The organism is Proteiniclasticum sp. (genome assembly GCF_003514505.1).
GTDB lineage: Bacteria > Bacillota > Clostridia > Clostridiales > Clostridiaceae > Proteiniclasticum.
This window is the reverse complement of record NZ_DOPX01000026.1, coordinates 77,100-90,320: the sequence shown is the minus strand read 5'-3', so window position 1 is coordinate 90,320 and position 13,221 is coordinate 77,100. Positions and strand designations below refer to the sequence as shown.

12 protein-coding genes and 1 other annotated feature are annotated in these 13,221 nt (G+C 45.2%); all 12 genes read left to right on the top strand.

Features of this window, described 5'->3' with window-relative positions:
- Positions 1-15 precede the first annotated feature (15 nt).
- Positions 16-264, top strand: a binding site (T-box leader).
- 121 nt (positions 265-385) lie between these two features.
- The 12 genes from DEF30_RS08575 to carB all read left to right on the top strand — a co-directional run bounded on the left by DEF30_RS08575 (position 386) and on the right by carB (position 13,118).
- A complete protein-coding gene (locus DEF30_RS08575) occupies positions 386-904 on the top strand; it encodes a tryptophan transporter (RefSeq protein WP_294098218.1) in 519 nt (172 codons plus the stop codon).
- A 114-nt stretch (positions 905-1,018) separates the two neighbouring features.
- The gene (locus tag DEF30_RS08570; RefSeq protein ID WP_294098216.1) at positions 1,019-1,855 is read left to right on the top strand and encodes a DegV family protein; all 837 of its coding nucleotides are present in this window, start codon (positions 1,019-1,021) and stop codon (positions 1,853-1,855) included.
- Between the two features lie 172 nt (positions 1,856-2,027).
- On the top strand, positions 2,028-2,954 hold the full coding sequence (trxB, locus tag DEF30_RS08565; RefSeq protein ID WP_294098215.1) for a thioredoxin-disulfide reductase: 927 nt from the start codon (positions 2,028-2,030) through the stop codon (positions 2,952-2,954).
- 357 nt (positions 2,955-3,311) lie between these two features.
- On the top strand, positions 3,312-4,238 hold the full coding sequence (pyrB, locus tag DEF30_RS08560) for an aspartate carbamoyltransferase (protein ID WP_294098214.1): 927 nt from the start codon (positions 3,312-3,314) through the stop codon (positions 4,236-4,238).
- The gene (locus DEF30_RS08555; RefSeq protein ID WP_294098211.1) at positions 4,235-4,657 is read left to right on the top strand and encodes an aspartate carbamoyltransferase regulatory subunit; all 423 of its coding nucleotides are present in this window, start codon (positions 4,235-4,237) and stop codon (positions 4,655-4,657) included. Before pyrB ends, DEF30_RS08555 begins: the two co-directional genes overlap by 4 nt.
- Positions 4,658-4,667: 10 nt before the next feature.
- Positions 4,668-5,819, top strand: a complete 1,152-nt coding sequence (locus DEF30_RS08550) for a dihydroorotase (protein WP_294098208.1) — start codon at positions 4,668-4,670, stop codon at positions 5,817-5,819.
- Positions 5,806-6,660: an orotidine-5'-phosphate decarboxylase gene (gene pyrF / locus DEF30_RS08545; protein ID WP_294098204.1), complete on the top strand. Its 855-nt coding sequence runs from the start codon at positions 5,806-5,808 to the stop codon at positions 6,658-6,660. The genes DEF30_RS08550 and pyrF overlap by 14 nt, the downstream gene beginning before the upstream one ends.
- Positions 6,651-7,361, top strand: a complete 711-nt coding sequence (locus DEF30_RS08540) for a dihydroorotate dehydrogenase electron transfer subunit (protein WP_294098201.1) — start codon at positions 6,651-6,653, stop codon at positions 7,359-7,361. Before pyrF ends, DEF30_RS08540 begins: the two co-directional genes overlap by 10 nt.
- Positions 7,354-8,256 (top strand): dihydroorotate dehydrogenase, encoded by a 903-nt coding sequence (locus DEF30_RS08535; RefSeq protein ID WP_294098199.1) that lies wholly within the window; start codon positions 7,354-7,356, stop codon positions 8,254-8,256. The genes DEF30_RS08540 and DEF30_RS08535 overlap by 8 nt, the downstream gene beginning before the upstream one ends.
- Before the next feature lie 23 nt (positions 8,257-8,279).
- Positions 8,280-8,852 (top strand): orotate phosphoribosyltransferase, encoded by a 573-nt coding sequence (gene pyrE / locus DEF30_RS08530; protein WP_294098197.1) that lies wholly within the window; start codon positions 8,280-8,282, stop codon positions 8,850-8,852.
- A gap of 8 nt (positions 8,853-8,860) precedes the next feature.
- Positions 8,861-9,925 (top strand): carbamoyl phosphate synthase small subunit, encoded by a 1,065-nt coding sequence (locus DEF30_RS08525; RefSeq protein WP_294098194.1) that lies wholly within the window; start codon positions 8,861-8,863, stop codon positions 9,923-9,925.
- The gene (gene carB, locus DEF30_RS08520) at positions 9,918-13,118 is read left to right on the top strand and encodes a carbamoyl-phosphate synthase large subunit (RefSeq protein WP_294098192.1); all 3,201 of its coding nucleotides are present in this window, start codon (positions 9,918-9,920) and stop codon (positions 13,116-13,118) included. The genes DEF30_RS08525 and carB overlap by 8 nt, the downstream gene beginning before the upstream one ends.
- Positions 13,119-13,221 lie beyond the last annotated feature (103 nt).

Below are 13,221 nucleotides of genomic sequence, written 5' to 3'. Positions count from 1 at the left end.
TATAATCAAAAAAAATGAAACTCCGTGAGAAAGAGAAGTACGTCAGTGAGGATTCTTAAAGAGAGTGGAAGATGGGTGGAACTTCCATAGAATTTCGTGACCGAATGGACTTTCTAGAGGCAGAGCGAACCTATAGAATCTATAGCAGTAGTATCTGACGGGTGCCCGCCGTTACAAGGGATAGGATATGTTAGTATCTGAAAATGAGATGCGTATTTTCAATACGCGAAATCAGGTGGCAACGCGAGTGACTTCGCCCTGTGTGGGTGGAGTCTTTTTTGTTGCCATTTTATTTTGAAAGGAGGAATCGGTATGTGGTGAAAGACAGTGCTACTTAGTCATCAAAAAGACTTCTTCAATATGAATCTGAAAGGAATGTTTGATTATGAACGTAAAAAAAATGACGTATGCTGCCCTGCTGATTGCTCTTGGTTATATTCTTCACCAGCTGGTGCCAGGGGTACCTTTTCTTGGTGGAATGAAGATGGATTTTCTTCTTGTGATGATGTTTCTCTCACTGCTTCTGATGGATACCTATAAAGAAGCAGTGGCGGTATCTCTGGTCTGTGGAATCATTACTGCCATGACCACAACATTTCCCGGAGGTCAAATTGCCAATCTTGTGGATAAAGCAATAACAGGAACGTTACTTTTCTCTGTACACAAAAACTTTTCTCACCTCATGAAACCAAAGAATGAAATACTCCTAGGGACCTTGTTCGGAACCCTGATCAGTGGGCTGATCTTCTTGTCAGTGGGGCTTTATGTCAGCGGAGCACCCATTTCATTCAGCGCACTGTATGTAGGCATTGTCCTCCCTACTTCAGTTCTCAATACAGGAGCTGCAGTGCTTCTTCACAAAGCCATGTCCATGTCAGGTGTCCGGAAAACCATCAGTTCTTAAAATTTTCTTAGTTTCCTCCATTTTATTTTGAGCTTCAAAGCATAAAATGTATACTTTCAGTACAGAAATTATTTTGAAAGACAAATAAAAAGAATAGAAATTGGAGTGGAGCAAATGGAGAAAATTAAACTGATTACGGATAGTACAAGTGATCTTACCCCAGAACTTATTAAAAAATATGATATTCATGTATTGCCTCTGACTGTGCATATCGGGAGCCAGAGTTTTAAAGATGGTGAGTCCATTTCTTTGGAAGAAATGTATCAAGGGGTACTTAATGGAGGACCTTTTCCTACAACAAGCCAGGTGAATCCTCAGGAGTTTCATGATGTTTATAAGCAGTATCTGGATGAAGGATACAAGATCATCTCAGTGCATATTTCCTCCCACCTTTCAGGAACACTTCAATCGGCTGTGATCGCTAAGGATATGCTGGAGACGGAAGATGTGACCATCATTGATACGGAAGGGGTTTCTGGTGTGATTTTCCTATCCTTGGTCGAAGCTGGGGAAATGATTTTAAGAGGGAAAAGCTTCTCAGAAGTTGTGGAAGTAATTCAAAAAACGGCAAAAGAAGTAAAGCTTCTTGCTACCTTTGATACATTGGAGTTTCTTGCCAAAGGTGGAAGAATTCCCAAGTCTGTAGGCGCTATTGGAGGATTTCTTGGAATCAAACCTCTGATTTCATTGAAAGACGGAAAACTTGAAATGATGGATAAGGTAAGAGGAAGCAAAAAGGCACTAAGTGCTTTGAAATCCTTCATCGATAACACACCTGTACGAGAAGGTTCCAAAGTTGTGGTAATCAACTCTTTGGATAGTGAGACCAATAGAGCCGTCATCAAACATCTGGAAGATAAAGGCATTGGCTATTATGAGATACAGGTTGGATGCGTTCTCGGTGTTCATGCTGGACCTAAATTGGTAGGCGTTTTCTGCCTAAGTGCATAAAGTTATGGAGAGTGTCGCTAAGACACTCTCTTTCTCGTTATCAAGCACTATATTTAATTGCGTGCAATCTATTTACAAAACACCCGGATAGGGTATAATATAAGAATAGGGTATGGCATGAAAACCACATCTATATTATGATAGAACAAGAGAATTCATGGGGAGGATCATTATGACACATATTTACGATACCATCATTTTGGGGGGAGGCCCTGCAGGTCTTTCTGCAGCTTTATATGCAGGCAGAGGGAAACTGGACACTTTACTCATTGAGAAGGCAACTTATGGTGGACAGGTAGCAACCACATTTGAAGTGGACAATTATCCTGGAACAGATATCGGGATTACAGGTCCGGAACTTTCTGAAAAGATGAGAAAGCAGGCAGCAGCTTTTGGAACGAATTTTATCAAAGAAGATATTATAGATGTGCAGCTGGATGAGAAAATCAAGGTGATCAAGACCGCCAAAGGCGAATATCAGGCCAAAACGGTCATCATCGCTACTGGTGCAGAACCTAAAATGGTTGGATTCAAAGGAGAGAAAGAGCTGAGAGGCAGAGGTGTATCCTATTGCGCCACCTGTGACGCGGATTTCTATACGGATTTCCCCATTGCAGTCATTGGCGGTGGAGATTCAGCACTTCAGGAGGCATTGTACCTGACTAAATTTGCATCAAAGGTGACCATCATACACCGCAGACAAGGGTTTAGAGCGGCTCAGTATCTGGTGGATAAAGCGAAGGCGAATGAGAAGATTGAATTCATCCTGGATTCTGTTGTGGAAGAAGCAACGGAGGAAAAAGGCCTTCTGACAGGTTTAAGGCTGAAGAATGTGCTGACAGGAGAACAATCACATCTTCAGGTGGAAGGTGTGTTTGTATTTGTAGGGTATAAGCCCATATCAGATCTTTTCCAGGGAAAGATCAAAATGAATGAATTTGGTGAAATCATCACAGATGTTTATATGAGAACCGATGTGCCTGGAGTCTTTGCGGCAGGGGATATCAGAGAAACCACCATAAGACAGGTAGTTACTGCAGCAGCAGATGGCGCAGTGGCAGCGATATCCTGCGAGAAATACCTTGGCGAAGCGGAATAAGTGAGCTGTTAAGGAGGTGCTTATCAAGGTAAGCGTCTCCTTTTTTTGCTGTTCTTTTTCTGCACATCTTATTTTTCTTATTTTCTTATTTTTTACGGTAGAATCCTTGACAAGAGAGACCCATCTCCAGTAGAATGGGGGAAATGAAAAAACTACTTTTAATCTGATACGAGAGATCAGGAAGGTATGAATTATTGAAGGAGACTGGTGTATTTTGTTCGCAGAATAAATACAGGCAGGTCACCTCTCATTTTAGCAGGAGTGAAGATTCTTGCTGAGTGTATTCGTAAGTAGATGCCTTCCCAATTATCGGGAAGGCTTTTTTCATGGAATTTTTTATAAAAGGAAGTGGACAAAATGAACAAGGCAAGGCATCTATTGGACTCACAGGATTTTACAATGGAAGAGCTTGAAAAGCTCTTTAGACTGGCAGAGAAGATTCAGCAGCATCCGGAAAAGTATTTGGATGTGTGCAAAGGAAATCTTTTAGCCAGTCTTTTTTACGAGCCTTCCACCAGAACCCGATTCAGTTTTGAAGCTGCCATGTTAAGACTTGGGGGAGAAGTCATAGGATTTGATGACCCGAGCGGGTCTTCGGTGGCGAAGGGGGAGAGTCTGGGCGATACTTTGAAAACTGTGGAGTGTTATGCAGATGTGGCAGTGATGAGACATCCTAAAGAAGGTGCTGCAAGACTTGCTTCCCAGTATCTGTCAGCCATGCCGCTGATCAATGCCGGAGATGGAGGACACCAGCATCCCACTCAGACACTGACAGACCTTATGACCATCCGCAGCTATAAAAAAAGGCTGGATCATCTGGTTGTGGCTGTCTGTGGGGATCTTCTCTTTGGAAGGACCATACATTCTTTGGTGAAAGCCTTGAGCAGATACCCAGAAATCAAGTTCCTCTTTGTTTCGCCTAAGGAGCTGAGAATGCCCGAGTACATCAAAGATTCTTTGTCTGCAGATACTTACATGGAAATGGAAAGTCTGGAGGATGCGTTAACCGAAGCCGATGTGCTCTATATGTCCAGGGTTCAGAAAGAGCGGTTCTTCAGTGCGGAAGAATATGAACGACTGAAAGATTTCTATGTGCTGTCTAAAGATAAACTTCAAAAAGCGAAAAAAGAGCTCATTGTCATGCATCCTCTTCCAAGGGTCATGGAGATTGCAAAGGATGTGGATTCCGATCCGAGAGCAGTGTACTTTCAGCAGGCTAAACTTGGCATGTATGTGAGAATGGCATTAATAATGACTTTACTGGAGAAGGGGGAGATTTCATGATCAATGTATCTGACATTAAAAAAGGTATCGTACTTGACCATATCAGAAATGGATCTGGATTCCGGATCTATCGGGAGCTTGGACTCATGGACATCGAAGAGGTTGTAGTACTTTTACAGAACGTGCCCAGTGACAAGATGGGAAAGAAGGACCTCATTAAGATAGAAACAGATTTATGTATAGACCTGACTGTTCTTGGTCTTTTGGATCCCAATAGCACAGTGAACTACATTGAAGACGGAATGCGGGTGAAAAAAATCAAGCTCACACTGCCAGAGAAAGTCACTGGAATCATGAAATGCAAGAATCCAAGGTGCATCACGCATCAGGAGGAGATTCCATATCCGGATTTCTTTCTCAGCAGTGTGGATAAAAAAATGTACCGATGCAGCTACTGCGATACCTATACCAGCTTATAAGGAGATAGATATGATAATAACCAATGTGATCATGATCGATGCCCAAAAGGAACTGAAAGGCAGCCTAGTGATTGAGAATGGACTCATTAAGGAGATTCTGCCGGAACAGCTTCCTCTGGGAGAACATGTAGTGGATGGAAAGGGTTATGCACTTCTGCCCGCTTTTGTGGATCTTCATACTCATCTGAGAGAACCTGGATTTCCAGAGAAGGAAGATATGGAATCAGGCATGCGTGCAGCACTGAAAGGCGGATTCGTCCACCTTACGGCCATGGCCAATACGAAACCTGTCACCGATACAAAAGAAAAAGTAATAAGAAACCTCGAGAAAGCAAAGAAGCTCTCATTATGCGATCTGACTCAGGTTTCCGCGGTGACAGAGGAGTTTCAAAACACTGAGAATGCACTGGTTGATTTTCAGTCTTTGAGATCCGTAACTACGATGTTCTCAAATGACGGGAAGAACCTGGACTCAATGGAAGTTATGGAAAAAGCTCTGGAGTACTCCAAAGAACTGGATTTCACGGTGTCCTGCCACTGTGAGCCGGAGGCAGAGTATACAAGAAAATACTTGGAGCTGAACAGCAGGATTGGTGGAAATCTCCATATATGTCATGTATCGGAAAAAGAAACAGTGGATCTGATCAGAGCAGCAAAAAGGCAGGGAATTAAAGTCACCTGTGAAGTCACGCCCCACCACCTTTTTGCACACTCTCTACCCTATAAGGTTCATCCGCCGTTTGCCAAAGAGGAAGATGTGAAAGCGCTCATCGAGGGGATCAAAGACGGCACCATAGATCATTTAGCCACAGATCATGCGCCACATACAGCAAAGGACAAACTGGAAGGCATGCCGGGTTTATCCAATATTGAATATGCATTTTCCATGTATCATACTGTCTTCCAGGAAAATGACCTTTCAGTATCCAAGCTGGTGGAACTCTTAAGTGAGAATCCAGCAAAAAAACTGGGACTTCCCATGGGATCCTTTGAAATAGGAAGAGAGGCCAACCTGGTTCTGGTGGATCTTCATAAAATCACAGAGATCCATCCGGACGACTTGATCTCTCGGGGTAAAAACACACCCTTTGCTGGGAGAAGAGTACTAGGTCAGGTGAAAATGACCATAAAGAGAGGAGAAATATACTATGATCATCGATAGACTTCAAAAAGAGGCTCTGGAAAAAAGCCCCATCTGTGTGGGACTGGACACCGCATTAAGTTATCTGCCAAAAGAAGTGAAAGAGAAGGACTGGTCCTTATCTGAGAAGGTTTTTCACTTCAATAAGCAGATCATCGACCATACGGAGGATCTGGCTGCCTGTTTCAAACTTCAGATAGCTTATTACGAAGCCATGGGACTTCAGGGTCTTGAAGCCTATAAAAAGACCCTTGCATATCTGAGAGAGAAGAATATTCTATCCATCGGAGACATCAAAAGAGGAGACATTCTCGCTACGCAGTCAGAATATGCCAAAGCCCATCTGACAGGGGAGTTTGAAGCAGACATTGTCACAGTGAATGCCTATATGGGGGAAGATGCGGTATCTCCGTTTTATCCATATTTGACGGAGAAGGAGAAAGGGATTTTTGTACTTCTCCATACCTCCAATGAGAGTGCAGGGGATCTTCAGGAACTCATTTCAGGGGAGAAAGAGCTGTATCTCCATATGGGGGATCTTTTAGAGAAATGGGGCAGACCTTATCAGGGTGTTTCGGGCTTCAGTGCGGTGGGCGCTGTGGCAGGGCTGACTTATCCAAAGGAGTTTGAAAAACTCTCAGAGCTTTACCCGAATATGTTCTTCCTGATTCCAGGGTATGGTGCCCAGGGTGGAAGAGGAGAGGATATAAGACCAGTGTTCCAAAAAAGAATCAATGGTGTGGTGAACTCTTCCAGAGGAATCATCGCTGCTCATGTTGGGAAAACAGAAGGAATGGATTTTGCCTCCTTCGCCCGTGAAGCAGCTCTTGTCATGAAGGAGGATCTGATCGGATGGCAGTAATTCTCGAAAACAGATTTCTTGGCGACGAGATGTATCTTCTTCGTGCACAGTATGAAGGGAATGCAGAACCTGGCCAGTTTTTTATGATAAGAAGCGCAGGCAGCTTTCCATTACTGTCGAGACCTCTCAGTATCTTTGATGTTCAGGGAGACAGCATCTCATTTCTTTATAAAGTCATAGGAGAAGGAACCAAAGAGTTTTCAAGGCTTTCTCAAGGCATGGAGATTGACTTCTATGGCCCTTTCGGCAAAGGATTTGATCTGACTCCAGAAGGCCGGAATATTGCCCTGGTGGGGGGCGGTATGGGAGCAGCACCACTCTTCTATACGGCAAAACGCATGAGAGAGTTGAACCCGGATCAAGAGATTACACTGTATCTCGGATTCCAGAAGGAAAATGCTGTGGTAGATGTTTTCAAAGAACTGAATCTTCCGCTCATCTTAAATTTCGGTGGTTATGTTTCAGAAGAAGTGGACTATGAAAAGTATGATGTGTTTTACACCTGTGGCCCTGAGGTGATGATGAGAAGAGTCTCCAGCCACGGCAAAGAGTTCGGGAAACCAGTCTTCGTCTCCTTGGAAAAACATATGGCCTGCGGAGTAGGAGCTTGTCTTGGCTGCACCTGCAATACAAAGGAAGGTAACAAAAGAGTATGTAAAGAAGGTCCGGTATTCCCCGGTGAGGAGGTATTCTATGAATAGGCTGGAGACAGAGTTCTTAGGGTTTACCATGAAGAATCCGATCATTGCAGCATCAGGAACATTTGGGTATGGAGAGGAGTTCCGTTCCTTTTACGAACCAAGTCTCCTGGGGGGGATATCGAGTAAAGGACTCACGCTTTACCCAAAAGAAGGAAACTCAGGAATCCGGATCTGGGAAACACCTTCCGGAATTCTGAACAGCATTGGACTTGAGAATCCTTCTGTGGGGAGATATCTTGAGGAAGAGTACAAGAGAATGAGAGCCATTGACTCTTTGCTTGTGGTGAATCTGGGGGGAAACACACTGGAAGAGTATGTGGAAGGTGCCAGACTTCTCAATGAAGCGGACATAGATGTGCTGGAACTGAACATCTCCTGCCCCAATGTGAAAGAAGGTGGAATGGCCTTTGGTGTGGATCCAAAGAGCGCAGAAAAAGTTACAAGAGCGGTGAGAAAAGCCACAAAACATAAACTCATGGTCAAGCTCTCTCCCAATGTGACTCATATCGGGGACATGGCAAAGGCTTGTGAAGAGGCTGGAGCGGATGCCATCTCACTGATCAATACGGTGCAGGGAATGGCCATTGATGTGGATAAAAAGAAAGTGGTTTTTGATCAGACCTATGCAGGCCTTTCAGGGCCTGCGGTAAGACCCATTGCATTAAGGATGGTGCATCAGGCGGTAAAGGCTGTAAAAGTGCCTGTGGTGGGAATGGGAGGTATCGTATCCTATAAAGATGCCCTCTCTTTTCTCATGGCTGGTGCTGCTGCAGTGATGATCGGAACGGGACAGTTTGTAAATCCATATTTGGGAAAAGAAATGGTGGAAGATTTAGAAAGATACTGTGAAAAAGAAAACCTGATGAACATTGGAGAAATCCGAGGCATCGTGTAAAGGGAATGTGGGAGGAATAGAAAATGGAAGAAAAGATCAAAGAAATACTGGCAGAAACTGGGGCGGTGCTCAGTGGACATTTTCTGCTGTCATCTGGAAAACACAGCGGAGGATATGTGCAATGTGCGAAAGTGCTGAGATTCCCCGACAAAGCAGAAGTGATCCTGAAGCCTGTAGCAGAGAAACTGAAAGAAATGCAGATAGACAAAATTGTGGGACCAGCCATGGGAGGGATTCTGGTCGCTTATGAACTTGGCAGACAGCTGGGGATTGAAGCCATTTTTACTGAAAGAACAGATGGAGTCATGAGTCTTCGCAGAGGGTTTGAATTGAAGAAAGGCGATAGGGTGGTCATCTCTGAAGATGTGCTCACCACTGGAAAATCTACACTGGAGACCCGGAAGGTTCTGGAGGCCTATGGTGCAGAGGTGGTTGCAGTGGCATCCATCATCGACCGAAGAGGAGAAAGCATGCTGGAGGATCTGCCTGTAATCAGTGCTGTGTCCTATCAGTTCAGCACCTATGAAAAAGAGGACTGTCCCCTTTGCAGAAGTGGAATGGAAGTTGTGAAACCCGGAAGCAGAACCATATTTTAGGAGGAATCATGAAAATTTTTCTACATTTGGAAAACGGGATGGTTTTCGAAGGTCAGTCTTTTGGTGAAATGAAAGAAACCATAGGAGAGGTGGTTTTTCATACAGGGATGACTGGATACGAGGAGCTGCTCTCAGACCCTTCCTACCATGGACAGATGGTTGTGCTCACGCAGCCCCTGGTAGGAAATTACGGAATCACCCTGGAAGATCTTCAGTCCGATGGACCCAAGCTGAAAGCGCTCATTGTACGGGAGGCTGTAAAAGAGCCATCAGGTTTCCGGTGTGAGATTCCCCTTCCAGATTTTCTCGAGCATCACAGAGTTCCCGGGATGGAATCTGTCGATACCAGAGCCCTGACCAGAGTTCTTCGGGAACATGGCACCATGAAAGGTCTATTATCTGACAGAAGACAGACTGCAACAGAAATAAGAAAGAAGCTTCAAAGCTTTGACAATGAGAAGCCGGCCCTTGCGGTGACCACCAAAGAGCGGTATACCCTTGGAAGCGGAAAACATCATGTAGCTGTGATGGATTTTGGCATCAAAAGAGGGATTCTGGAGGAGATCGTGAAAAGAGACTGGACAGTCACAGTTTTTCCTGCGGATACCAAAGCGGAAGTCATACTTTCGGAGCATCCGGATAAAGTTCTCCTGTCCAATGGCCCAGGAGACCCGGAGTCATACCAGGAGATTCTACAGGAAGTAAAAAAGCTCATGGGGAAAGTGCCGCTGCTGGGCATATGCCTTGGACATCAGCTGCTGGCCCTTGCCCTGGGTGGAAAAACGGAAAAGCTTCTTTATGGTCATCGTGGCGCCAATCATCCGGTACAAGACCTGGAAACCGGGAAGGTCTTCATCACCAGTCAGAATCATGGATATGTGGTGACCGTGCTTCCAGAAGGGGTATCCATTACCCATAGAAGCCTTCAAGATGGTACTGTAGAAGGGATTTGCGAAGAAAGGCTGCGGGTGCGAAGTGTGCAGTTTCATCCGGAGGCATCTCCGGGGCCTTCTGATGCAGGCGTGATTTTTGACCAGATGCTGGAGATGGAAAAGGAGAGAGAGTATGCCTAAGAAAGAATATCTGAAAAAAGTGCTTGTCCTAGGTTCTGGACCCATTGTCATCGGCCAGGGTGCTGAATTTGACTACTCAGGTGCCCAGGCTTGTCAAAGTCTCCGGGAAGAAGGAATGGAGGTTGTGCTTGTGAACTCCAATCCTGCAACCATCATGACAGACAAGGAAACGGCGGATATCGTTTACGTGGAACCATTGACGGTGGAGGTTGTTACGAGAATCATAGAAAAAGAAAAACCTCAGGGGCTCCTTCCAGGCATGGGAGGGCAGACCGGACTGAATCTGGCCCTGGAACTGTACGATCTTGGTGTACTGGAAGCCCACGGGGTGGAAGTGCTTGGCACATCCATCAACTCCATACGAAAAGGAGAAGACCGGGAGATATTCAGAAATCTTATGGAAGAGATCGGAGAACCGGTGGTGGAGAGCCTCATTGTTTCCGACCTTTCTGAGGTGAAAGAAGCTGCGGAAATGCTCAAGTTTCCAATCGTGGTTAGACCGGCCTATACATTGGGGGGGACTGGAGGAGGCATCGCAGAAAATGAGGAGGAGCTTCTTCTCATCGCAGAAAAGGGTCTTATGCTGAGCCGTGTGCATCAGGTGCTTCTGGAAAAATCGGTGAAAGGATGGAAAGAGATCGAGTTTGAAGTCATGCGAGACAGTAATGGTACCGCCATCGCAGTCTGCAGCATGGAAAATGTGGATCCTGTTGGGATTCATACAGGAGACTCCATCGTTGTAGCACCAGCTCAGACGCTTACAGATAAAGAACTCCAGATGCTCCGAAGTTCAGCGCTTCATATCGTGGATGCAGTGGGTATCGAAGGCGGATGCAATGTGCAGTTTGCTTTAGACCCCCATAGTTTTCAGTATGCGGTGATAGAAATCAATCCAAGGGTGAGCAGATCATCCGCTCTTGCATCCAAGGCTACCGGATATCCCATTGCAAAGGTTGCAGCGAAGATTGCGCTGGGGTATCATCTCCATGAAATCCCCAATGCTGTGACAGACAAAACCACCGCGGCCTTCGAACCCTCTCTTGACTATGTGGTGGTGAAGATCCCCAAATGGCCCTTTGACAAGTTCTATACAGCAGACCGGAAGCTGGGCACGAAGATGATGGCCACAGGAGAAATCATGTCCATCGGCAACAGTTTTGAAAGTGCTCTGCTGAAAGGACTGCGGTCTCTGGAAATCAAAAAGTACGCACTCCGCCATGAGGAAGCAAGAAATATGAGCTTTCTCACATTAAAGGAAAAAGTGATGTATCCCAATGATGAACGGATCTTCTATCTGGCAGAGCTTTTACGAAGAGGGATGCATATATTGAAGCTCTCTCAGGAAACTGGGATTGACCGGTATTTTCTCCATAAGATCCAAGGCATTGTAAAACTAGAGCAGCAGCTGGAATCCATGAAAAAGGAGAACATCACCGAGGAGATTCTAAGAAATCTCAAGCAGAAAGGGTTTTCTGACAAAGGGATTGGAGATCTTGTAAAAACCTCACCCAATGAGATTTTTGAGATGAGAATGATGTGGAACATCCATCCCGCCTATAAAATGGTGGATACCTGCGCAGGAGAATTCGATGCAAGAACGCCCTATTACTACTCCACTTATGATCAGGTGTCAGAATCAGTGCCATCGGGAAGAAAGAAAATCATGGTCATTGGTTCCGGTCCCATCCGCATCGGTCAGGGCATTGAGTTTGACTATTCCAGTGTTCATGCCATAAAAGCGTTAAAGAACCTCAACTATGAAACAATTCTTGTGAACAGCAATCCAGAAACGGTCAGTACGGACTTTAATATTTCTGACAAACTCTATTTCGAACCATTAACGGAAGAAGAAGTCTATAATATCATCGCGCTGGAACAACCTGAAGGAGTGATCCTCCAATTTGGTGGTCAGACTGCAGTGAAACTGTCAAAATTCCTTCTGGAAAAAAATGTGCCGATCTTAGGTACAGCACCAGAAGCCATTGATGCTGCAGAGGACAGAGAGAAGTTTGAGGCGATACTGGAGCAGTATGCCATTAAACGGCCAATAGGAAAAGGAGTCTGGAATGTGGAGCAGGGAGAGGCCTTTGCACGGGAAGCTGGATATCCTGTCTTAGTCCGGCCTTCTTATGTCCTGGGAGGACAGGGAATGGAAATCTGCCATGGAGAAGAGGAGCTGAACTATTATCTGAAGAATGCCTTTATGAAAGACCAGAAGACACCGGTGCTCATCGATCAGTATATTGATGGGATGGAGCTGGAGGTGGATGCCATATGTGACGGAGAAGATGTACTTGTGCCAGGAATCATGGAACATCTGGAGCATGCTGGCGTCCATTCAGGAGACAGCGTCAGCATCTATCCGCCGGTAAATGTGTCTTTGGAGATGAAAGAAAGGGTTCTTCAAGTGGTGAGAACTTTAGCAAAGGCGTTGAATATCGTGGGGATGATGAATCTGCAGTTCATCGTAAAAGAAGAGGATCTTTATATCATCGAAGTGAATCCTAGAGCCAGCAGGACTGTGCCTTATATGACAAAAGTTACAGGTTTACCGGTCATAGCCATTGCTACGGAAGTAATGCTGGGCAGAAAACTGAGAGAGATGCCATACGGTATAGAGCTTTATAAGGAGATTGAAGGCTCCACGGTAAAAGTGCCAGTGTTTTCTACTGAGAAGCTACCCCAGGTGGAGGCTTCCCTAGGGCCGGAGATGCGTTCCACGGGAGAAGTGCTCGGCGCTGGCCATACCTTGGAGGAAGCGCTGTACAAAGGATTTCTGGGGGCTGGCATCAAGTTGAGGACTGAACGAAAAAACATTGCCGTCACCCTTGGAGATGCGGACAAGGAGAAGTTTGAGCCCCTGGCCAGAATGATGAGGACTCTTGGATTCCACTTTTACGCAACCGAGGGTACCAGAAGAAAACTTTATGAATGGGGAATTGAATCAGAGCTTGTTCATAAACTGGAGGAAGAAAAACCATCTATCCTGGATCTCATCGAGCAGCAGAAACTGGATATGATTCTCAATACACCCACCAAAGGCAATGATGTGAAACGAGATGGCTTTAGAATCAGAAGAGCAGCGATAGAGTCAAAGGTGGAACTGATGACAAGTTTAGATAAGATGTCTGCGTATCTTCGTATCCTGTCCATGGATATTGAAGGAACGTCCATAAGCCTCTATAAGTTATAACAAAAGAGAAAGAGAGAAGGGGAAACCGTGAGAAAAGGTGGCCCTTCTCTCTTTGTTTTTGACCCATATCAAAGAAACTGGATGAGAAATCTGACATAATGAG